Raw genomic sequence first — 19861 nt, 5'->3', positions numbered from 1 at the left:
AAGAGGCTCAGGACAAGAGCCGCAGGGCTTGGTTGAGGGTCCGCAGCATGATGACCATCTCCCCCTGCATGCGGTCCATCAAGGCGCCGAGCACCAGGAAGACGAGCAGCACGCTCACCAGGGGCTTGACGGACATGGAGATGAAGAACACCTGGATTTGCGGCGCCACGCGGTTGATGGCGCCCAGCGCCACGTCGGTGAGGAAGGTCGCCAGCATCGCCGGAGCGGCCAGCGACAGGCTCACCTTGAGCAGGTCCGCGAACACGCGAATCATCAGGTCGAAGAAGGGCCACGGCCCGTCGTGGAAGCGCGGGAAGCCGTCCAGCGGCACCGCCACCAGGCTGTCCGCCAGCGCCTCGATGACCAGGTGGTGCCCGTTCAGCGTGAGGAACAGCACCACCGCCAGCTGCACCTTGAAGCTGGAGAACAACGTCACCTGCTGCCCGAGCTGGGGCACGTACAGCTGCGCGTTGTTGCTGCCGGACATGGTGTCCACCAGGTTGCCGGCCACGCGCGCCGCTTCGAACAGCGTGTTGACGACGAAGGCGATGGTGAAGCCGACGAACACCTCCTTCGCCATCAGCGCGATGTACGGCAGGGCGCTCAGGGGGATGGACGTCACCGAGCCCGCGATGAGCGGATAGAGGACGATGGAGAGCGTCAGCCCGACGCCCATCTTCAGCTCGGTGGGGACCACCTCGCCGCCCAGGAAGGGGCTGAAGATGAGCACGGGCATCACCCGGCACATCACCAGCGCCACCGTGAAGATGACGGCCGAGACGTTGGCCCGGGTGCCCAGCTCTGCGACGAGGTCCGCGACGTTCATTTGATGAGCGCGGGGAACCTGTCGAAGACGTGGAACGTGAAGCGCACCAACTGGCTTCCAATCCAGGGACCGGCCAACGCGAGGACGCCGAACACGGCGACGACCTTCGGCGCGAAGGTGAGCGTCTGCTCCTGGATCTGCGTGGTGGCCTGGAACAGGGAGATGATGAACCCCACCAACAGGCTCATCAGCACCGGCGGCGCCGACGCGACGAGCACCAGGAACAGGGCCTCCTGAGTGATGAACGTGAGCTGATTCATGGAGCCCTTTCCCTACAGGTAGCCGACGACCAGGCCCTTGGCGATGAGATACCAGCCATCCACGAGCACGAACAGCAGCAGCTTGAACGGCATGGAGATGGTGGTCGGCGACAACATGTGCATGCCGAGCGCCAGCAGGATGTTGGCCACCACCATGTCGATGACGATGAACGGCACGAACAAGAGGAAGCCTATCTGGAAGGCCTCCTTGAGTTCGGACACCACGAACGCCGGGATGATGACCATGAAGTCATTGCTCTCCACGGCGTCGCGGTCCTCGCCCTTGCGCATCTTCTTGGCGAGGTTGAAGAAGAGCGCCCGGTCCTTGGTGGTGACCTTCTTGATGAGCCACTCGCGCAGCGGCTCCTTGGACTTGTTGGCGGCGCCCAGCATCGAGCCCACCGTCTCCGAGGAGAACACGCCGGGGCCCTTGGCCCAGATGTCCAGGCCGGCCGCGCGGTACATCTGCTGGCCCACCGGGGCCATGATGTAGACGGTGAGGATGATGGCCAGGCCGGTGATGACCTGGGTGGGCGGAATCTGCTGCGTGCCCAGCGCCGAGCGGACGATGGAGAGCACCACCGAAATCTTCACGAAGCTGGTCGCCATCATCAACGCGAAGGGCACCAGGCCCATGGCCGCGAGCGCCAGGATGAGGATGAGCGGGCGCGAGGCGAACGAGTCGCTGTTGACGGCCTCGTTGACCACCGAGTCGGGGATGGCCGCGCCCCCGCGCTTCTGAGCGAGCGCGGCGAACGGATGAACGGCGACCACCGCCGCGAACAGCCAGGGCGGGACGCGCGGGAGACGGGAACGGGCGGAGGAAGGGAGGTTCACGGGCACGGTCGTCAGGAGCCGGGGGGCTGGGAAGGCGGGCCACCACTGCGGCGGGAGAGGAGCTTCTGGAGGAATGGGCTCAGTGGAACTGCATTCGTCTGCAGGCGCTGCGCGCGGATGCGCTCCACCGCCTCCACATCCAGCTTCGACAACAGTTGCAAGCCGCCCTCGCCGCCGCCCAACAGCAGGTATTCGTCCGCGGCCTTCACCACGAACAGGCTGCGGCGCTGGTCCAGGGGCAGCCGCTCCACCACGGAGACCAGGGGCTGACGGCCCGCAGCCGCCCCCTGGAGCCCCATCAGCTTGCGCAGGCCCACGTTCAGCGTGAGGTAGATGGACGCCACCACCACGCCCAGCACGAGCAGCGTGCGCACCAGCGTCCAGCCCAGGCTGTCCGTTTCCTCGGACTCCGACAGGGCGTCCCCGCCCGCGCCGCTCCGGGCCGCCTTCGCGGACTCGCGAGCAGACAGCTCCGCTTCAAGGGCCCGGTCCGCTTCCAGCAACTCGACGTCGGCCTTGGGGTCCGCCTTCTCCGCGGCCGGTGCTGGCGTCGCGGGCGAAGCAACCGCTGGTGCCGGAGGCTGGGCCAGTGCCGCGGGGGGCACCACCGGATTCACGGTGGGTGCGGCTGGCGCGGACGTGGACGGAGCCTGGGCCATGGCGGCGGGCGGCGCGAACACCAGCGCGGCACCAAGCAACAGGCGCATGAGGGGGGGACGGAGGACTGCCATGGCTGGGCGCGAGGCTAGTGCATCGGCCGGAGGACCGCCACGGGCCCACGCCCGGCCGGCCGCTCCTGCTCGCCTGCCCTGCCCCGACTGGGACTCAGCTCGCCAGGGTGATGATGCGCACGCCGAGCTGGCCTTCCAACTCCACCAGCTCACCCCGGGCCACCACCTTGCCGTTGACGGACAGCTCCACCGGCTCTCCCGGCCCCCGGTTCAGCTCGAGGACCTGACCGGTGCGCAGCCCCACCACCTGCTGCGCGGTGACAGGCACGCGCGCCAGCTCCACCGCAATCTGCAGGGGCACGTCTCCGAGCAGGTCGCTTCCGTCCGGCTTGCTCACATCGTCCAAGGCCGCCCCTTCCAGTTCCGGAGGCACGTCCAACTCCGGGTTCGTGAAGTCCTCTTCTTCATCCGCAGGCTCCGCGCTCGCCCCGTCCGCGGAGCCCGGGTGGCCCGGCTCTCCCTGAACGAAGTCGGAGATGCGCGCCTGGTAGCGCCCGTCCTCGCCGACGAACACCTCCGCCTCGGCCCACCCCGCCGTCCCCTTCCCCACCCGCAGCCGCGCGGTGCCCGGCTCGCCCTTGTCCGGGCGCGCCGACAGCGTATCCAACAGCAGCACGTCCTTCACCCGCAGGCTCGCCAGGTCCTGGCCGGAAATCTCCGCCGAGCCAATCTCCGCGCGCAGCCAGCTGCGCACCGCCGACAGGCGGCTCGCGAAGGCCTCCAGGTCCGCCTTCCCCCGGGCCCGCCGCTGCGTGCTCTCCACCGCCGGCTCGGCCGCGTCCAGCACCGCCGCGGGCACCACCAGCCGCACCATGCCGCTGTGCGGTCCCAGCGTCGCGTGCAGGTGGACCGCCAGCATGGGGCCATCATCCCCCAGCCGCGCGGAGACCTCGTCCACGCCCCGCGCCACGCCGTCCAACCGGGGGCGCGGCACCGCCGCCTGCAGCCCCGGCACCAGCAGTTTGAGTCCCTCGAGGACGACGTAGGCCATCACGCCCTCCTCGATGTCCGTCAGCGGCCGCAGGCCCACCGTCTCACCGGCGCCGCCCAGCAGCAGGTCCACCGCCACGTGCGCCAGCGCGAGCTCCACTTCCAGCACCGCCCGGCCCTGGAGCGCCCCGGGCGCGAGCACCGCCAGGAAGGTGGGGTCGCCCAGGAAGCGCCGCAGCTCCGCCATGGGCCGCACCTGGACGGACTCCACCGTCAGGCGCACCTCCGCGTCGAACAGCTCCTTGAGCCGAGCCGCCACGGCCACCGCCGTGCCGTCCGCGGGCGTCAGCCACCGCAAGCGCTCCGCGAGCAGCCCCTGCGCCCGGGAGACCTTCTCCAGGTTCCGGAAAGCGAAGGGCCGCCAGCGCCGCTCCTGGCTGGCGGGTGGCTCCTGCCTGGCGGGTGGCTCCTGCGAGGCAGGGGACTCCTGCGGAGGCTCCTGGCGCGAAGGCCGGAGCTGGCGCAGGTCCACCAGCATCGTGCGCTCGTGGACGCCCGGTCCTTCATCCTCGGACTCGAGACTCATGCCTTCGCCTCGAAGCGTACGTCTTCAAGCCGGAGCCCACGGCCACTGAGCGCGGACCGCAGTCCCTCGCTGGCCCCTTCGAGCTGCTTGAGCACCTCGCGGTTGCTGCCGCTGAAGGTGGCCGAAATCTTCCCGTTCCGGGCGCTGACCTTGATGGACAGGCCACTGAGCACGTCGCCCCGCAAGTCGATCTGGAACTCCGCGTTGCCCGCGGCGTTGGTGCCCACGCGGACGCGGTCGACAATCTTCTGCGCAATCTCGGTGGCCAGGGCCCGCAGGCGCTCCGAGCCCGCGGTGTCCTTGGGCTTGGCCACGGGCACCGGCGCCATCAGCGCGGGGTTGAAGCGGAAGCCGGGGGCGATGGACTCCGACCCGCCTTCCTTCTTGTCCTTGCCACCGCCACTGCCCTTGCCGCCGCCCGCGTCGGCATCCGCCCGAATGGCGGCGCCCCGCTCGGAGCTGACCTGCCCCAAGGAGGACTCCGCCTTGCCCAGGTCCTTCTCGCGGCTCTCGGAGGTCCGCTTCTCGTCGGTGCGCCGGGCGTCCCGGGCGTCCGACGCGCGTGAGCCGCCACGTGCCTCCGCGGCCTGGCCCTGCGCCTGGGCCTGCGGCTGGGCCAGTTCCTTCATGGCGGGCTGCTGCTCCTGCTGCACCCGCTCACCAAACGTCTTGCCCTGCTGGGTGGCCCGCGCGAGGACGGCGCGCGCCAGACCGCCCTGTAGCTGCTGGGGCTGCGCGGGCGCCGGGCCCGGCGACGGGGGCGGCTGCTGGGCCTGCTGCATCAGCCGCTGGAAGGCGGAAGCCCCCTCCTGGCGCTTCTTGGCCTGCCCCTCGGCGAGCTTCTTCTCCTGGAGGAGGCGCTCGGCCATGCGCGCTGCTTCGCGATCGTCGTCAACTCGGCTCATGACGTCATTCCAGGGGGATGGGGAGGGCGCAGGTTACTTGCGCTGGCGCGCCAGGAACAAGGCGTTGCCAATCTCCTCCTGGTTCAGTTCCTCACGCTGCTGTCGCTCGTACTTCACCTGCTTCTGCCAGTTCTCTCGGTGCTTCTCGATGGCCTTCAGCTCCTTCGCCGCCTCGGCCATCTCCCGCCGGCGCTGCTCCACCAGCCGTTCGGCCACCTTGACGGCCTCCCGCTGGCGCTCCACCTCCAGCGCCACCTGCGCCTCTTCGTCCTTCAGGCGCTCCTCGAAGCGGTTCATCATGTTCATGCCGTTGATGCCGGCCCCCTTGAACATGACCTCCTTCAGGTAGGCGGCCACCTTCGCCTTGCGCTCACGCTTGCGCTGCTCCAGGTCGTCGATGAGACGCTGGAGCTCCGCCTTCTCCTTCTCCAGCGCCTTGATGGCGGAGGAAAAGGCCTGCTCCGCCTCTTCCTTGGCCCGGGCGCGCATGTCCTGCAGGGCCTGCAACCGGTACGGGGGCATGTTGGCCCCATCCTAACCCGGAATCCCCGCCGCGCACCCCTGGCCAGCGCCTTACTCGTCGAACAGGGCGATCAGCTGCTCCACCGTCTCCTCGAACCCGGAGTTGGAGTGGGTGTCCTGCTTGAGGAAGTCGATGATGGCGTCGTACTTGTCGATGGCCTGATCCGTGCGGGGATCCGTCCCGTACTGGTAGGCCCCCAGGAGGATGAGGTCGCGCTGCTTCTCATACGTGGAGAGCAATTCGCGCAGCCGTCCCGCCGCCTTCTTGTGGTCCTTGGAGACGATGCCGCTCATCACGCGGCTGAGGCTGGCGAGCACGTCCATCGCGGGCCACTGGTTGCGCTCACCCAGGGCACGGTTGAGGATGAAGTGGCCGTCGAGAATACCGCGGACCTCGTCGGCGATGGGCTCTTCCATGTCACCGCCGGCCACGAGGCAGGTGTAGATGGCGGTGCACTTGCCCTTCTCCGAGTTGCCCGTGCGCTCCAGGATGCGCGGCAGCATGGAGAACACGCTCGGCGGGTAACCTTGACGGGCCGGGGGCTCACCCACGGCGAGGCCAATCTCACGCTGGGCACGCGCCAGACGCGTCACCGTATCCAGCATGAAGAGCACGTTGCCGCCGCGCTCGCGGAAGTATTCGGCGATGGCGGTGGCGACATAGGCCGCGCGCAGACGCACGAGGCTGGGCTGGTCGGAGGTGGCGCACACCAGCACGGAGCGCTTCATGCCCTCCTCGCCCATGGCGTCTTCGATGAACTCACGGACTTCGCGGCCACGCTCGCCGATGAGCGCCACCACGCAGAGGTCCGCTTTGGTGTTCCGGGCAATCTGCCCCATCAGCGTGGACTTACCGACGCCGGAGCCGGCGAAGAGGCCCACGCGCTGGCCCTCCCCCACCGTGAGCAGCCCGTCGATGCAGCGCACACCCAGGGGCAGTGGCCGCTCGATGCGCTGGCGGGTGAAGGGGTCCGGGCAGTCGCGGTCCACGGACCAGTCGATGAGGCCCTCCTCCGGCAACGGGTGGCCGTCCATGGGCTCGCCGATGCCGTTGAGCACGCGGCCCAGCAGCGCCTCTCCGCACTTGATGCTCAGCGGCTTGCCGGTGGGGATGACCTCGCTGTCCGGACCGATGCCGTGCAGCTCGCCCAGGGGCATGAGCATCACCTCATCCCCCTGGAAGCCCACCACCTCCGCCTTCACCGCGCCGCGGTTGCGGCTCTTGATGAGCACCAGCTCGCCCACGCGGACGTTGGGCACGCTGGCCTTGATGATGAGGCCCGTCAGCTCCGTGACGCGGCCGCGCACGCGCACGACCTGGGCTTCCTTGATGAGGTCGAAGTACCGCGAGAGGTCAATGGCCATGGGCGAGTCCCTTGACGCTCCGGCTCAAGCCGGCCCTTCCTTGCGCGCGGTGTCCGGCAACAGGACGTTCTGGAGCATCTCCAGTTGCGTGGGAAGCTGTGCGTCCACCGTGCCGAACTCCGTCTGGACGATGCAGCCCACGGGGGCCACCTCGGGGTCCTCCTTGATGGCCAGGTCCACCGCGCGGCCGATGAGCTCCATGAGGACCGGCTTCTTCGCGCGGAGCACGGCGGCCGTCTTCGGGTGGACCCGCAGAATCATGGAGCGAGCGCTGCGCAGGTTCTCGATGGCCGCGGCGCACAGCTCCACCATCAGCTCCGGGTCCTTCTCCAGGCTCCGGCCGATGATCTTCTCCGCCACCTTGAGCGACAGCGCGATGACGTCCTGCTCGTGGCCGGTCAGCACCTCCCCCGCCTGCATCTTCGCGCGAAGGATGATTTCGGTGGCCTGCGCCAGGCCTTCCTGACGGCCCTGCTCACGCGTCTTGGCGAGGAGCTCCTCGCGCTCGCGCTGCGCCTCCGTGAGGATGCGCTCCTTCTCGCGCTGCGCCTCCTCCAGGATGGCCGACGCGCCCTGACGGGCCTCGAAGACCTCGGCGTTCATCACCCCCGCGCGGGGAGGCCGCAGCACGGGACGCTCGGGCGCGTGCGCCGGCTCCGCCGTCCCATCACCTCGAATCACCTTGCCGATCGCCATGGGCCGCTCCTTGCGGGCCGGATGCTAGCGCGTTCCGCCCTTGGTTCCACGTCCCCCTGCACCCGGAGGCACAGGACGGTCGGTACCCGACGGAGAGCGGGGACGACGCTGGACGGAAGTGCCCTCACCCCGGGGCTTGGGCATGGGCGCCAGGGACGGCGAGGTGATGGCCCGCCCCACCAGCACCCGGGGGGGACGCTCCGGCTCCTGCTCCGCCTCGGGGGGCTTGGCCCGGCCGCCCCCCTGGGCACCGGACGAGCGCGAGCGGAACACCCGGGAGACCTCCGAGTCCTCCCGGTCCGGCTCTGCTGCCCCGAACTTCATCCGAGCGGCCCGGGGAGGCTCCTCCGCCGGACGCTGCTGCCCCCGGGACGCGACGCGGGAGCGCTCATCCGCTGGGCGCGCCTGGACGCGGGAGCCTTCGGCCACCCGGGAGCGCTCATCTGGGGCTCCGGATTGGACGCGGGAGCCTTCGGCCACACGTGAGCGCTCGTCTGGAACGTTGGCATGGACGCGAGAGCCCTCTGCCACACGGGAACGCTCATCCGCAGGTCGGGCGTGGACCCGTGAGCCCTCCGCCACGCGGGAGCGTTCGTCCTGCGCACCGGCATGAACGCGGGAGCGCTCTCCCTGGCCTCCAGCCTGAACCCGCGAGCCCTCGGCCACCCGGGAACGCTCGTCCGGCGGGCGCGAATGAACCCGGGAACCCTCGGCGGCACGCGCGCGGTCACGCTCTGACAGCGTGTCGGGGTCCTGGGGGCGAGGCCGTGCACCGCGCTGCCCCAGCCGAGAAGGCGGCGGACCGATGCGCGCGCCCTCTGGATCCGCACGAGGCGGGCGCGTATCGGGTCCCTCACCCTCACGACGAGCCCCCGCGCCGCCCGCGTTCGCGGGCTCACGCCGGGCCGGCATCCGCTGCACCGCGGAGCCATCCTGTCGCTTCGCGGGCGTGGCCACGCGGGACGGCTCACGCGAGGACAACACACCCGCGTTTCGCGCCGCCCGCTCCGCCATGAAGTCCCGCCGGACCGGTGCTCCCGCGCCCTGGCGAGCCGCACCCGGGGCCTGCCCTCGCACCGGCGGTCGCGTCGGCACCTCCCGGCCAGCAGCCGGCGCCCCAGCAGGCGCTGCCCCACCGGGCGCCGCTGCCTTGGCCGCGGGCGCCGCTGCCTTGGCCGCGGGCGCCGCTGCCTTGGCCGCGGGCGCCGCTGCCTTGGCCGCGGGCGCCGCCGCCTTGGCCTCGGGTGGCGCCGCCGCGGCAGCCGCCTTCCGGGCTCCCGGAGGCGGAGGAAGAACGGCGGACTGACGCGGAGGCGGCGGTGTCGCCAGACGAACCGGCCGCTCGATGAGGCCACGCGTGGCCAGCCGCTCCAGGTCCATCACGATGTCGGTCCGGCCACCATCGCCTCGCGCGGTGGGACGCACGCGCTCCTCGCGCACCCACTTCGCCAGCAGGCTTCCGAACTCACCGCGGTACTTCTCCAGCATGCGCGCGGCGAACTCCGGAGACTGCGCCACGCATGCGCGCGCCAGCCGCTGAGCCCCCGCGCTGCGCAGCGCCACCGCGGGCCGCGTCAGGCCCTCGTGCGGCTCCAACTGCGCCCGGGCATCCTCCTCCGGCAGCTTGCGCGGAGCGTTGGCCGCCACGGCCTTGGTGGCCAGCAGCTTCAAGTCCGGCGGCAGCTGCTCCAGCATGGCCTCGCGCTCCGCGTCCGGAAGGCCCGCCAGCGCCGGCCCCAGCACCCGCGCGCCCAACCGGTCGCACATGGTGAGCAGCTCCCGCTGCTGAAGCTGAAGCACGTCCGCGAACTTGAAGCCCGCGGCCTGCTGCCCCGCGACCTCGCGCGCGAACAGCTCCTCCAGCTTCCACCGGACGATGTCCAGGACCTGCGGGCGGACTTCGCGAGTCAGCTTCACGCGCGAGGGCGGCAGATGCGCGCGCACCGCCTCCGCCAGCGTGCCCGGCAGCGCGCGCAGCACCACTTCCATCAACGCGCCCCGCTCACGTTGCAGCAGCGCGGCCAACCGCTCCGGTTCGGCGCTCCAGAGCTGACCACGGCGGTCCTTCACCAGCCGCTTGATTTCCTGCACCAGCGCGGGGATGCGCTTCTCGCGCGGAATCTGAAGCAGCTCCTGCGCGCGATGACGCAGAAGCGCCCCCTCCTCTTCGGGAAGGTGCTCCAAGGCGCCGAGGCTCTCCTGGCCGCTGAACGTCACGGCCGTCAGGAGCAGCATGCTCTGGCGCTTGTTGAGCGAGGTGAAGAACGAGTCCAAACGTCACCTCGCGGGCCCCACGGACGCCCGCTGGGAGAGGGAGGGAAGCCCCACCGTGAGGGGCGATGACGTCAGGCCTCGGGAGGACGACCGCGGGCTCGCGCGCCAGAGCGCGTGGCCGGGGCGCTGCTGGAGCCGCCGCGCATGAAGGTCCACGCCGTCAGGCCCAGCATCGCCAGCACCAGCGCGAAGGCGCCCGCGAACATCACCTTGAACTGGCTGGCGCTGGCCGCCGTCATGCGCAGCCCCAGCACGTCCTGCAGGCGGCTCTCCGAGTCCGTCTCCGCCGACGGCGGCAGTGCCTGCGTCATCAGCACCGTCACCGCGCTGGCCTTCAGCTCCGGCACCGCGGTGGCCGCGAACTGCTGCACCACGGCGGTGTCGATGGGCGGCTTGCCACCCTCGCCCGGGCGGTACTTGATGAACACCGACGCGGACGGCATCGGCTTGTTCTCCGGCTGCGTGAGGTCGTTGTTCTCCGGAATCATCACGATGGCGCGCGCTTCCAGCACGCCGTCGATCTGATTCAGCGCATTGGAGACCTCGCCGCCCATCGCCTTGAGGAGCATGGCGCGCTCCTCCGTCGCGGTGGGCACCATGCTGCCCTTGGCGAAATGGGCCAGGCCCTTCTCCACCGGCCGCGGCAGCGAATTGAGCTTGAGCAGCTCCGCCGCCTGCGCGGCATCCGCCTTGGGCACGGTGATCATGAACCGCACCTCGTTGCCGCCTTCTTCCTTTTCCTTCTTGGCGTTGATGCCGTTCTTGCTGAGCAGGACGTAGATTTCGTTGGCGTCCGCTTCGCTCAGCGCGTGCTGGAGTTCGATGTGGCAGCCCGTCAGGAAGAGAAGGGCAAGAAGCGAGGCGGCAAACGCGTGCGGTCGGCGAATCATGGGCGGGTCGGAGCTTACTAGGCCCCCGGAAAACGCGGAAGGGCGCCCCCTCCCGCTCGTAGAGGGAGGGACCGCCCTTCTCAAGGCCGCGCCGCCGGGGAACCGGGGTTGGGCCTACACCTGGGTCTTGACGACGTCCTTCAGGCCGGTGGTCGCCTTCTCCACGACCTTGCTCGTCAGGTCCAGCTGCTGCGTGTACTGGTACATGGAGGCCTGGAGCGACAGCAACTCCGCGTTGGAGAACGCCTTGCCGCTGGAGGCCTGCTTGATGATGTGCTCCAGGTTGACCTGGCCCTTCTCCAGGTCACCGACAATCTGCGTCATCATGTCGCCCGCCTTGGACGACTTGGACGCCTCGGCCTTGGCCGTCACCGGCTCCGCCGCCTTGGTCGTCACCGACTCCTGGGCGCCGTGTACCTTGTTGAGGGCGGCCTTCTCCGTCTTGTTGACGGTCTCCACCTGACGCACGGCATCCGTGCGCTGGGTGGCCTGCGCCGCCTGGGCCTTGTTCACCTGCTGGGCGGCGTCCACCTGACCGGCACCCTGCGCCTTGTCAGCGAGAACTCCGTCGAACTTCGACGCGCCCTGCTTGTTCGTCTGCTGAGCGCCCTGATCCTGCAGCTTCTGCTGGGCGACCTGCGCCGCGGAGACTCCGGCCATCGGACCCGCCATGTGAGACCCTCCTTGCATCCATCGGAGAAGGAGGAAGTTCCTCCTCCTCGTTCAAGAGTTCCTTGAGCCGGTCGATTGCTCGCGCATGCAGCCGCGACGCCCAGCTCTTCGACTGTCCTATCTCCGCTCCCGCCTCTTCCAGCGTCCTGCCCTGGAAGTAGTACCCCATCAGGAGCTTGCGCTCCTTCTCCGGGAGCTTCTCGATCGCCGCCCGCACCCGCGTCTTCAGCTGCTCCTGCTCCATCCGGATGTCGACGGGGAGCGACTCGTCGGTGTAACCCGCCGTGTCCGCGCCTTCGATGCTGCTGGCGAAAACCATCGCCAACCCCGTCACCGCATCCGAGATGTCATTCACATCATCGTCGAATGAGCTCCCGCGGTTGCCTGCTCCGGCCTCACGATCCGAAAGATTTCCCAGATACGCCGCCGCCCGCTCTCCCACGAAGGCGTTGCGGGCGTCCGAACCGCGCAGCACGCCCATCTTCCGAAGACCGTCGAAGATGGCGCCCTTGATGCGGTAGTGCGCGAAGGTGAGGAAGTTGGCCCCGACCTTCGGGTCGAACCGCTCGGCGGCCTCCAGAAGGCCTATCTGGCCGTAGGCCAGCAGCTCATCCAGCTCCAGCTGGGCATTGAACTGCTTGCGCACGGTCGCAGCCAGCGACCGGACGTAGGGGCCGTACTTCTCGAGGATGACCTGCCTGTCGTCGCCCAGAGCCAAGCGCCGCTCACTCGGCCTTAGACCACAGCCGCTCGAGGACCTGATTCAGCCGCGGATCATCCTGGAGCGCGTCTGCAATCTTGGTGGTGAGGGAAGAAGACTTCATGCGGAGCTTCTCCTTCAGGACTTCGGCGACCAGGGCCTGCGTCGCCTCTTCCTTGCTCTTGAAGCCCCCGTTCTTCAGCTTCCGGGCAATGGCCACCGCCTGGGAGGCCACTGGATCCGCGGCCTGGGGGCCCTGGACATTGCTGGAGCCTACCAGACCCGAGGGCCCGACAAGAGACTCCGTCCGGTCCACCCGGCCACCAAAGCTGGCGCCACCCGCCGGAGCCGCGCCGGCAGGGCCCTTCGCGCCACCCGCGCGGCCCTTTCCACCGCCTCGTCCGACACCTCCGACAGCCATCGCCGTGACCTCCGTCCTACGTCTTCGCCGGAGGCAGGACTCCCGCCTCCTTGGCCTGGATGAGGGACTGCGCCAGGCGGGCACCGTCCCCGTCCGGATCCAGGTCCATGGCGGCCTTCAGCTCCTTGAGCGCCTCGGGAACCTTACCCATGAACAGCAGCGCTTCGCCCGCGTGCGCCCGCGGGAGCGCGGACTGCGGGGCCAGGCGCTGCGCGACGCGGTAGGCCTGCAGGGCCTTGTCATGACGGCCCTGCGAGAACTCCACGGCGCCCAGCGCCAGCTGGGGCACCTCGCTCCGGGGCATCAGCGCGGCCGCCCCGGAGAAGATCTCCTTCGCCTTGTCGAAGTGGCCCATGTCGAGCCACAGGTAGCCGGCCTCCAGCAGGACCCTGGCCTGCTGGCGTCCGAGTGGGACGAGGCTGTTCGAAATCTCCGAGGTGTCCGCCATTGACGCTCCCTAGGGCGACGACGCCCGCAGTTAGCGGACGTTGCCGATGGAGTTCTTGATCGTATCGTTCCGCGACTTCATCACGTTCGAGATCGCGGTGAAAGTCTGCGATTCCTGCTGGATGGCGGCCTGCAGGTTCAGGAGCTTGGAGTTCTCCTCGGCCATCTTGTTCAGCGAGAAGTTACCGTTGACGGTGTCCGTGGTGCTGCCGGTGCCCTGCGCACCCAGACCCAGCGGCGAGCCGGAGCCAGCCACTGCGCCACCCAGGCCGCCGCCCGCGACGACACCGCCGCCGGCCGGCGCCACCGCGCCGCTCAGGTTGCCCGCCACCGCGGTGTTCATCACGCCCGCGTACGGCGCGCCCATGCCCGAGCCGCCCGTCGAGGAGAACGTGTGCATCGAGGAGACGGCGGCGGAGACGATCTGCCCGCCAGGGACCATGCCCGCCATCGCGCCCACACCCGTGCCCACGGCGCTGGCGGCGCTGTTGAGACCATTGTGAAGCCGCGCGCCGAAACCGGTGTCCGGCGTCTGCCGCGCCGTCGTGACGTTGGTCGAGAGACGAACGTTCGGGCCCATCATGTTGTCGATCTTCGCCATTGCTTCCTCCAGGCGCTGCTTCCAGCGGAAAGGTCAGAGATCATCGATGCTCAAGATGCTCTCTCTTGCATTATCGGCGGGGGGCCTCGCCGGTTGCCTAACCCCGGAAAAAAAGAGTCTCCCGGGGAAAAACCACCGTCATTTCCGGCCCTTGCCACCCTTCGATTCGGCAACCAGCCGCTCGCGGGTCTCCACCAGCATCTCCAGCAGCTCCTCCGCGCGGCCAATGGCGGCCTGGGCCTTCTTGCCCTGCTCCACCTTGGGGCCCTTGAGCTCGGTGAGGCCCGTCTTCACCCCATCGAAGAAGCCACGGACCTCTTCCACGGAGGCCGCCTCGAGCAGTGACTCGATGGCGGGAAACGAGGGCGCGGGAAGGTCCTGCGCGGTCTGGGACGGCTTGGCGGTCGGGGGCATTGCGGAGGCGGTCTCCTGTCGGGCCACCGGCCGGGCTGGCCAGTGGGCGCTGGGCCCCCGACGGTACGGGAAAAGCCCCGCTGCCTACAAGGCGCTCCCCTCTTCCCCGGACGCGCGCGGCCCCCGAACCACCGGCCGGAGAGCGAACGGCCACTCCAGCAAGGGGGTGAGCAAGCCCTGTCCGGTTCCACGAGCGCACCTAGGTTCTCTCCAACGGGGGACGTCGCCGCCCCCGCCCACTCACAACAACCACAGGAGAACCTCCATGAAGAAGCTCGTTGGCGTCTTCGCCACCATCGCCATGCTCGGAACGGGTACCGCCCTGGCCAACAACAACGAGAACAAGCCGAAGGACTCCTCGGCGGCCCAGGGTGGCTCGGGCCAGGCGGGGCAGACCGAAATCCAGCAGGACACCACCACCATCGAACGCGAGAAGACCACCACGCCCACTCAGCCGGGCCAGGGCGGCTCCGGCACCATGGGCCAGCAGGCCAACATGGGCCAGAAGGAGCTCAACGGCCGCGTGGTGAAGGCGGAGAGCGACAAGATCTACGTCGACATGCACGGCGCGGTGGTCCCCCTGGAGGTTGACCGCAGCACCCGATTCAGTGACCCGACCCTGAAGAAGGCCAAGGACCTGCGCCCCGGCCAGGAGATTCGCGCCAGCTACGAGGTGAAGGAGACCAAGAACGTCGCCAAGAGCATCTCCCTCTCGGGAACGGGCGGCGCGGGTGACCCGACGCTGACGCCGGACTCGTCCATCAACCAGGACAGGGACATGGGCGGCTCCGGCGTGGAGAAGCACGAGGGCACCGGTGGCGCGGGTGACAGCAGCACCCTGAACCCGGACACGGGCTCCAATACCTCGCCCGACACGTACTGATGACACACCTTTGGGCATGTCAGACCTGCACCCCATGAAGGGGATTTCGGGGCCCGCAGCCGCGAGTCGGCTGTGGGCCCCGCGCCGTGGCACGTGCGCATGGAGGGCTCGCCCCACCTTCCACTCCATACAGTTCATTCAGTATTGACTGAACGAAACCCCGCCGCCTAAAAGCCTGCCCGTCACCCCGGCTGCCGTGCGCTCCGCACCGCGACGCCCAGCCGGCGAGGTGTGGAGACAGGCATGGTGGAACTGGAAGCCGCCGAACGTCGCTTCATCGAATCGATGGGGCTGTACTTCGAGCGGCGGGGTGGCACGCGCATCGGCGGGCGCATCTACGCGCTGTTGATGCTTGCGGGCAAACCCCTGTCGAACAAGCGCATCGCCATGCTGCTCAACGTGAGCGCGGCGTCGGTGTCCACCAACCTCCGGGCCTGCACGGACATGGGCCTGGTGGAACCCGTCAGCGTTCCAGGGGACCGGCAGCACTACTACGTCATCCATTCACAGGGCTGGGAAGGCAAGCTGCGCGTCGCCGAGGAGTCCCTGAGCGCCTTCGCCCGCCTCTGCTCCGAGGCCCTCGCGGTTCCGCGTCTCGCTGGAAATCGTAACTTGCGAGAAGCATTCGCTTTCTGTGATTTCTACAAGGCTGAGCTTACAGGCATCGCCGAGCGGTGGCGCGCAGCGCACGCCCCCCGTCCCCCACGCCCCGTCAAGACTTCGAAAGGACGTACCGCATGAATCCCTCCGCTTCGCAGTCCTCCATCGTCTCCATCACGAACGTGACCAAGGACTACACCCTGGGGAAGGTGGTGGTCCCGGCGCTCCGAGGCGTGGACCTGGAGGTCCATGCCGGTGAGTTCATCTCCATCGCCGGGCCCTCCGGCAGCGGCAAGACGACGCTGCTCAACCTCATCGGGTGTGTAGACACCGCCACCGGCGGTGTGGTCCGGGTGGCCGGACAGGACACCAAGCAGCTCACGGAGCGCCAGCTCACGAACCTGCGCCTCAACACCATTGGCTTCATCTTCCAGAGCTTCAACCTGGTGCAGGTGCTCAGCGTCTTCCAGAACGTGGAGTTCCCCCTGCTGCTCCAGCGCAAGCTGGACAAGGCCCAGCGCCGGGAGCGGGTGATGCAACTCTTGGAGCAGGTGGGCCTGGCAAACCACGCCAAGCACCGGCCCAACGAGCTGTCCGGAGGCCAGCGCCAGCGCGTGGCCGTGGCGCGCGCGCTCGTCACGCGGCCCCAGTTGGTGCTCGCGGACGAGCCCACGGCCAACCTGGACTCGGTGACGGGCCAGAACATCATCGACCTGATGAAGGAGCTCAACCAGAAGGAGGGCACCACCTTCATCTTCTCCACCCACGACGCGAAGGTGATGAGCCACGCCAACGCGGTGGTGCGGCTGGCGGACGGCAAGTTCCTGGACCGCATCAGCGCCGCCGAGGCCAGCCGCGCCATGGCCTCTGGAGGCCACTGACCATGGGACAACTCCGTTTGCTGCTGCAGGTGGCCTTCCGCAACCTGTTCTCCAGCAAGATCAACCTGCTCATCGGCGGCATCATCTTCTTCGGCACCCTGCTCGTGGTGGTGGGCGGAGCGCTGATGGACAGCATGGACAGCGCGATGAGCCGCAGCATCATCGGCAGCGTCGCGGGCCACATCCAGGTCTACTCGGATGACTCCAAGGACCCGCTGGCCCTCTACGGCAGCATGAGCGGAGAGCCGGACCTGGCCGCGCTGGACGACTTCAGCCAACTCCGGCCATTCCTGGAGAAGCACCCCAACGTGAAGACGGTGGTGCCCCTGGGCACCAGCGGCGCCATCGTCACCTCCGGCAACACGGTGGACCTGACGCTGTCGAACCTGCGCGCGCTCTACAAGAAGCGCGACGACGCCGGTGAGACGCCCGAGCTGCGGGAGAGCATCGACAGCGTCAAGGGGCACGTGCGGCAGATGGTCAACCTGATGGCCGACCAGACGGCCAAGAGCGAGAAGGAGCTGGGCGGCGCCCAGAAGGACCCCGCGGAGGTGGAAGCACTCGCCCGGGCGCGCACGGACGCGTTCTGGGACGCCTTCGAGGAGGCCCCGTACAGCGCGCTGGAGCTGTTGGAGAACCGCATCGCCCCGCAGATTCCGGACGGGGACATGCTGGAGCTGCGCTACGCCGGCACGGACCTGGACGCGTTCCAGCGAACCTTCGACCGCATGGAGATCGTGGACGGACAGCCGGTGCCCACCGGGCAGCGAGGCATGCTGCTGTCCAAGTTCTTCTACGAAGAGTTCCTCAAGCTGAAGTCGGCGCTCCGGCTGGACCACATCAAGCAGGCGCGGGAGCTCAACCAGAAGACCATCGCCACCGACCCGGACCTGCAGCGCTGGGTGAAGGAGAACCAGACGCAGACGCGGGAAATCATCTTCCAGTTGGACCCCGTCAAGACGCGGAAGATGGTGGAGCGGCTGCAGAAGCTGCTGGGCAGCCAGGAGCCCGCGCTGGACAAGCTGCTGACACAGTTCTTCACCACCGACGACGCCAACTTCGACACCCGCTACGCCCAGTTCTACTCGGAGCTGGCGCCGCTGCTGGAGCTCTACCGGCTGCGAATGGGGGACGTGCTCACCATCACCGCCTTCACGCGCACCGGCTACATGCAGAGCGCCAACGTGAAGGTCTATGGCACCTACCAGTTCAAGGGCCTGGAGAAGTCCGCCATGGCCGGCGCGCTGAGCCTGATGGACCTGATGTCGTTCCGGGACTTGTACGGGTACCTCACCGCGGACAAGAAGGCGGAGCTGGCGGAAATCCAGAAGCAGAGCGGCGTGTCGGCGCTGAGCCGGGACGAAGCCGAGGAGGCCCTCTTCGGCGAGGCCAGCGACAACGAGCTGGTGGCGGAGGCCACGTCCACCGACGTGGATGACCAGGCCGCCTTCACCGGCGACCAGGGGGCGCTCACGCGTGAGAACCTGCTCCAGCGCGTCTACACCCAGCAGGAAATCGAGCAAGGCGTGGCCCTGAGCGCGGCGGTGATGCTCAAGGACCCGGAGCTGCTGGAGCAGACGATGGTGGAGCTGCGGCAGGCGGCGAAGGATGCGGGCCTGAAGCTGCGCGTGGTGTCCTGGCAGGAGGCGGCGGGCATCATCGGGCAGTTCGTGTTGCTCGGGAAGCTGGTGCTCTACTTCGCCGTCTTCATCATCTTCGTGGTGGCGCTGGTCATCATCAACAACGCCATGATGATGGCCACCATGCAGCGCGTGCGCGAGGTGGGAACGATGCGGGCCATTGGCGCGCAGCGCTCCTTCATCCTGGGCATGGTGCTGGTGGAGACGCTGGTGCTGGGGCTCGTGTTCGGCTCGGCCGGCTCACTGGTGGGCAGCGGCATCATGGCCCTGCTCAACAACGCCGGCATCCCCGCGGGCAACGAAGCGCTCTACTTCTTCTTCTCCGGCCCCCGGCTGTTCCCCACGCTGAGCGCCAGCAACCTGGTGGCGGCGTTCGTGATCGTCCTGGGCGTCTCCGCCATCTCCACCCTCTATCCCGCGTTCCTCGCGACCCGGGTCTCGCCCCTCCAGGCGATGCAGACGGACGAGTGAGAACATGCTCCAGCTCTTCCTCATCGCATTCCGCAACCTCGGCACCCACCGCAGGCGCACCCTGCTGCTGGGCGGCGCCATCGCCAGCGTCACCGCGCTGCTCGTCATCCTCATGGGCCTGTCCACGGGCATGAAGGAGTCGATGCTCCGCTCCGCCACCACGCTGTCCACCGGCCACGTCAACGTGGCCGGCTTCTACAAGGTGACGGCGGGCCAGGCGGCGCCGGTCGTCACGGGCTATCCGGCCATCCTGGAGCAGATCCGCAAGGACGTGCCGGAGCTGGACTTCGCCGTCCAGCGCGGGCGGGGCTGGCTCAAGGTCGTCAGTGAGACGTCCTCCATCCAGGTGGGCGTGGGCGGCATCGACATCCAGTCCGAGCCTGGCCTCCGTCAGGCGCTGCAGATTCGCGCGGGCGCGCTGGACGGCCTGGCCGAGTCCGGCACGGTGCTGCTCTTCGAGAAGCAGGCGAAGAAGCTCAACGTCCAGGTGGGCGAGTCCGTGACGCTGGCCGCCCAGACGCTGCGAGGCGCCAGCAACACGGTGGACGCGCGCGTGGTGGCCATCGCGGCCGACATGGGCATGCTGAGCGACTTCGGCATCTTCGTGCCGTCGGACACGCTGCGCTCGCTGTACCAGTTCAAGAGCGACACCGCGGGCGCGCTGCTGCTCTACCTGAAGGACATCAAGCACGTGCCGGTGGTGCAGGCCCGGCTGCGCCAGACGCTGACGGACGCGGGCCACACGGTGATGGACCACGACCCGCGCGCGTTCTTCATGAAGTTCGAGACCGTCAACCGCGAGGCCTGGACGGGTCAGCGGCTGGACATCACGAACTGGGAGGACGAAATCTCCTTCATCACCTGGACGCTCACCGCGCTCAACAGCCTCACCGGTGTGCTCATCTTCGTGCTGATGGTCATCATCGGCGTGGGCATCATGAACACGCTGTGGATTGCCATCCGGGAGCGCACCCGGGAGATTGGCACCCTGCGCGCCATTGGCATGCAGCGCACGCGCGTACTGATGATGTTCGTCTTCGAAGCGCTGCTGCTGGGCCTGCTGGGCACGTTGGCGGGAGCCAGCATGGGATTGGTGCTGTGCCTGGCCGTCAATGCCATGGCGGTGCACGTCCCGGAGGTGGTGGCGGTCTTCATCATGTCGGACACGTTGAATCTGGCCGTACACCCCTCGTCCATCCTGGGTGCCATGGCCTTCATCACCGCGTGCACCACCGTCATCTCGCTCATTCCCTCCTTCCTCGCCGCGCGGCTCAAGCCGGTGACGGCGATGCACCACATCGGGTGAACC

At 68.6% G+C, this 19861-nt stretch carries 22 protein-coding genes; 5 read left to right on the top strand and 17 right to left on the bottom strand.

The window, feature by feature from the left end:
- Positions 1–7: 7 nt before the first annotated feature.
- From OZ403_RS12545 to OZ403_RS12465, 17 genes are all read right to left on the bottom strand, one after another.
- Complete coding sequence (locus tag OZ403_RS12545; RefSeq protein ID WP_140797936.1) at positions 8–826, bottom strand: flagellar biosynthetic protein FliR; 819 nt, start codon at positions 824–826, stop codon at positions 8–10.
- Positions 823–1086 carry a flagellar biosynthesis protein FliQ gene (gene fliQ / locus OZ403_RS12540; RefSeq protein WP_002637061.1) on the bottom strand — a complete coding sequence of 88 codons (264 nt, stop codon included), beginning with the start codon at positions 1084–1086 and terminating at the stop codon, positions 823–825. Before fliQ ends, OZ403_RS12545 begins: the two co-directional genes overlap by 4 nt.
- Before the next feature lie 12 nt (positions 1087–1098).
- Positions 1099–1923: a type III secretion system export apparatus subunit SctR gene (sctR, locus tag OZ403_RS12535; RefSeq protein ID WP_020477619.1), complete on the bottom strand. Its 825-nt coding sequence runs from the start codon at positions 1921–1923 to the stop codon at positions 1099–1101.
- 11 nt (positions 1924–1934) lie between these two features.
- The gene (locus OZ403_RS12530) at positions 1935–2630 is read right to left on the bottom strand and encodes a flagellar biosynthetic protein FliO (protein WP_140858283.1); all 696 of its coding nucleotides are present in this window, start codon (positions 2628–2630) and stop codon (positions 1935–1937) included.
- Between the two features lie 118 nt (positions 2631–2748).
- Complete coding sequence (gene sctQ / locus OZ403_RS12525; RefSeq protein ID WP_268784304.1) at positions 2749–4170, bottom strand: type III secretion system cytoplasmic ring protein SctQ; 1422 nt, start codon at positions 4168–4170, stop codon at positions 2749–2751.
- Positions 4167–5075, bottom strand: a complete 909-nt coding sequence (locus tag OZ403_RS12520; protein ID WP_268784303.1) for a flagellar hook-length control protein FliK — start codon at positions 5073–5075, stop codon at positions 4167–4169. The genes sctQ and OZ403_RS12520 overlap by 4 nt, the downstream gene beginning before the upstream one ends.
- Before the next feature lie 33 nt (positions 5076–5108).
- The gene (locus tag OZ403_RS12515) at positions 5109–5597 is read right to left on the bottom strand and encodes a flagellar assembly protein FliH (RefSeq protein ID WP_011552518.1); all 489 of its coding nucleotides are present in this window, start codon (positions 5595–5597) and stop codon (positions 5109–5111) included.
- A gap of 51 nt (positions 5598–5648) precedes the next feature.
- Positions 5649–6962, bottom strand: coding sequence for a type III secretion system ATPase SctN (sctN, locus tag OZ403_RS12510; RefSeq protein ID WP_011552517.1), 1314 nt, complete (start codon positions 6960–6962; stop codon positions 5649–5651).
- Positions 6963–6986: 24 nt separating this feature from the next.
- A complete protein-coding gene (locus tag OZ403_RS12505) occupies positions 6987–7658 on the bottom strand; it encodes a FliH/SctL family protein (protein ID WP_268784302.1) in 672 nt (223 codons plus the stop codon).
- 24 nt (positions 7659–7682) lie between these two features.
- Positions 7683–9932, bottom strand: coding sequence for a hypothetical protein (locus OZ403_RS12500; protein ID WP_268784301.1), 2250 nt, complete (start codon positions 9930–9932; stop codon positions 7683–7685).
- Between the two features lie 71 nt (positions 9933–10003).
- Complete coding sequence (locus OZ403_RS12495; RefSeq protein WP_140789799.1) at positions 10004–10822, bottom strand: type III secretion protein; 819 nt, start codon at positions 10820–10822, stop codon at positions 10004–10006.
- A gap of 114 nt (positions 10823–10936) precedes the next feature.
- Positions 10937–11353 carry a hypothetical protein gene (locus OZ403_RS12490; RefSeq protein ID WP_011552513.1) on the bottom strand — a complete coding sequence of 139 codons (417 nt, stop codon included), beginning with the start codon at positions 11351–11353 and terminating at the stop codon, positions 10937–10939.
- Positions 11354–11375: 22 nt separating this feature from the next.
- The gene (locus tag OZ403_RS12485; RefSeq protein ID WP_140789797.1) at positions 11376–12212 is read right to left on the bottom strand and encodes a sigma-70 family RNA polymerase sigma factor; all 837 of its coding nucleotides are present in this window, start codon (positions 12210–12212) and stop codon (positions 11376–11378) included.
- Between the two features lie 7 nt (positions 12213–12219).
- The gene (locus tag OZ403_RS12480) at positions 12220–12615 is read right to left on the bottom strand and encodes a hypothetical protein (protein ID WP_011552511.1); all 396 of its coding nucleotides are present in this window, start codon (positions 12613–12615) and stop codon (positions 12220–12222) included.
- Positions 12616–12631: 16 nt separating this feature from the next.
- The gene (locus OZ403_RS12475; RefSeq protein ID WP_013939015.1) at positions 12632–13063 is read right to left on the bottom strand and encodes a tetratricopeptide repeat protein; all 432 of its coding nucleotides are present in this window, start codon (positions 13061–13063) and stop codon (positions 12632–12634) included.
- A gap of 30 nt (positions 13064–13093) precedes the next feature.
- A complete protein-coding gene (locus OZ403_RS12470; RefSeq protein ID WP_140789795.1) occupies positions 13094–13663 on the bottom strand; it encodes a hypothetical protein in 570 nt (189 codons plus the stop codon).
- A gap of 138 nt (positions 13664–13801) precedes the next feature.
- Entirely contained in the window at positions 13802–14077 is a 276-nt protein-coding gene (locus OZ403_RS12465) for a hypothetical protein (RefSeq protein WP_174258734.1), read from the bottom strand.
- 265 nt (positions 14078–14342) lie between these two features.
- Between OZ403_RS12465 and OZ403_RS12460 the strand changes: the two genes are divergently transcribed.
- From OZ403_RS12460 to OZ403_RS12440, 5 genes are all read left to right on the top strand, one after another.
- Positions 14343–14960, top strand: a complete 618-nt coding sequence (locus tag OZ403_RS12460; protein ID WP_140797932.1) for an RNA-binding protein — start codon at positions 14343–14345, stop codon at positions 14958–14960.
- 243 nt (positions 14961–15203) lie between these two features.
- Positions 15204–15701, top strand: a complete 498-nt coding sequence (locus OZ403_RS12455; RefSeq protein ID WP_140789789.1) for a GbsR/MarR family transcriptional regulator — start codon at positions 15204–15206, stop codon at positions 15699–15701.
- Positions 15698–16441 carry an ABC transporter ATP-binding protein gene (locus OZ403_RS12450; protein ID WP_140789787.1) on the top strand — a complete coding sequence of 248 codons (744 nt, stop codon included), beginning with the start codon at positions 15698–15700 and terminating at the stop codon, positions 16439–16441. The genes OZ403_RS12455 and OZ403_RS12450 overlap by 4 nt, the downstream gene beginning before the upstream one ends.
- 2 nt (positions 16442–16443) lie before the next feature.
- Positions 16444–18552 (top strand): ABC transporter permease, encoded by a 2109-nt coding sequence (locus OZ403_RS12445; RefSeq protein ID WP_268784300.1) that lies wholly within the window; start codon positions 16444–16446, stop codon positions 18550–18552.
- A gap of 4 nt (positions 18553–18556) precedes the next feature.
- Entirely contained in the window at positions 18557–19858 is a 1302-nt protein-coding gene (locus OZ403_RS12440) for an ABC transporter permease (RefSeq protein WP_140789783.1), read from the top strand.
- Positions 19859–19861: the final 3 nt, after the last annotated feature.

This window comes from Myxococcus sp. NMCA1, from assembly GCF_026810205.1.
Classification (GTDB): domain Bacteria; phylum Myxococcota; class Myxococcia; order Myxococcales; family Myxococcaceae; genus Myxococcus; species Myxococcus xanthus_A.
The sequence above is the reverse complement of the archived record's forward strand: the minus strand, read 5'-3'. Positions and strand labels throughout refer to the sequence as shown.

Excerpts from the sequence above, each read along its gene's own strand:
- OZ403_RS12450 (WP_140789787.1), top strand. The coding sequence starts at position 15,698 with ATGAATCCCTCCGCTTCGCAGTCCTCCATCGTCTCCATCACGAACGTG.
- OZ403_RS12460 (WP_140797932.1), top strand. The coding sequence starts at position 14,343 with ATGAAGAAGCTCGTTGGCGTCTTCGCCACCATCGCCATGCTCGGAACG.
- OZ403_RS12465 (WP_174258734.1), bottom strand. The coding sequence starts at position 14,077 with ATGCCCCCGACCGCCAAGCCGTCCCAGACCGCGCAGGACCTTCCCGCG.
- OZ403_RS12480 (WP_011552511.1), bottom strand. The coding sequence starts at position 12,615 with ATGGCTGTCGGAGGTGTCGGACGAGGCGGTGGAAAGGGCCGCGCGGGT.
- sctQ (WP_268784304.1), bottom strand. The coding sequence starts at position 4,170 with ATGAGTCTCGAGTCCGAGGATGAAGGACCGGGCGTCCACGAGCGCACG.
- OZ403_RS12475 (WP_013939015.1), bottom strand. The coding sequence starts at position 13,063 with ATGGCGGACACCTCGGAGATTTCGAACAGCCTCGTCCCACTCGGACGC.
- OZ403_RS12505 (WP_268784302.1), bottom strand. The coding sequence starts at position 7,658 with ATGGCGATCGGCAAGGTGATTCGAGGTGATGGGACGGCGGAGCCGGCG.
- OZ403_RS12545 (WP_140797936.1), bottom strand. The coding sequence starts at position 826 with ATGAACGTCGCGGACCTCGTCGCAGAGCTGGGCACCCGGGCCAACGTC.
- OZ403_RS12440 (WP_140789783.1), top strand. The coding sequence starts at position 18,557 with ATGCTCCAGCTCTTCCTCATCGCATTCCGCAACCTCGGCACCCACCGC.
- OZ403_RS12495 (WP_140789799.1), bottom strand. The coding sequence starts at position 10,822 with ATGATTCGCCGACCGCACGCGTTTGCCGCCTCGCTTCTTGCCCTTCTC.
- OZ403_RS12445 (WP_268784300.1), top strand. The coding sequence starts at position 16,444 with ATGGGACAACTCCGTTTGCTGCTGCAGGTGGCCTTCCGCAACCTGTTC.
- OZ403_RS12515 (WP_011552518.1), bottom strand. The coding sequence starts at position 5,597 with ATGCCCCCGTACCGGTTGCAGGCCCTGCAGGACATGCGCGCCCGGGCC.
- OZ403_RS12520 (WP_268784303.1), bottom strand. The coding sequence starts at position 5,075 with ATGAGCCGAGTTGACGACGATCGCGAAGCAGCGCGCATGGCCGAGCGC.
- OZ403_RS12470 (WP_140789795.1), bottom strand. The coding sequence starts at position 13,663 with ATGGCGAAGATCGACAACATGATGGGCCCGAACGTTCGTCTCTCGACC.
- OZ403_RS12530 (WP_140858283.1), bottom strand. The coding sequence starts at position 2,630 with ATGCGCCTGTTGCTTGGTGCCGCGCTGGTGTTCGCGCCGCCCGCCGCC.
- sctN (WP_011552517.1), bottom strand. The coding sequence starts at position 6,962 with ATGGCCATTGACCTCTCGCGGTACTTCGACCTCATCAAGGAAGCCCAG.
- fliQ (WP_002637061.1), bottom strand. The coding sequence starts at position 1,086 with ATGAATCAGCTCACGTTCATCACTCAGGAGGCCCTGTTCCTGGTGCTC.
- OZ403_RS12455 (WP_140789789.1), top strand. The coding sequence starts at position 15,204 with ATGGTGGAACTGGAAGCCGCCGAACGTCGCTTCATCGAATCGATGGGG.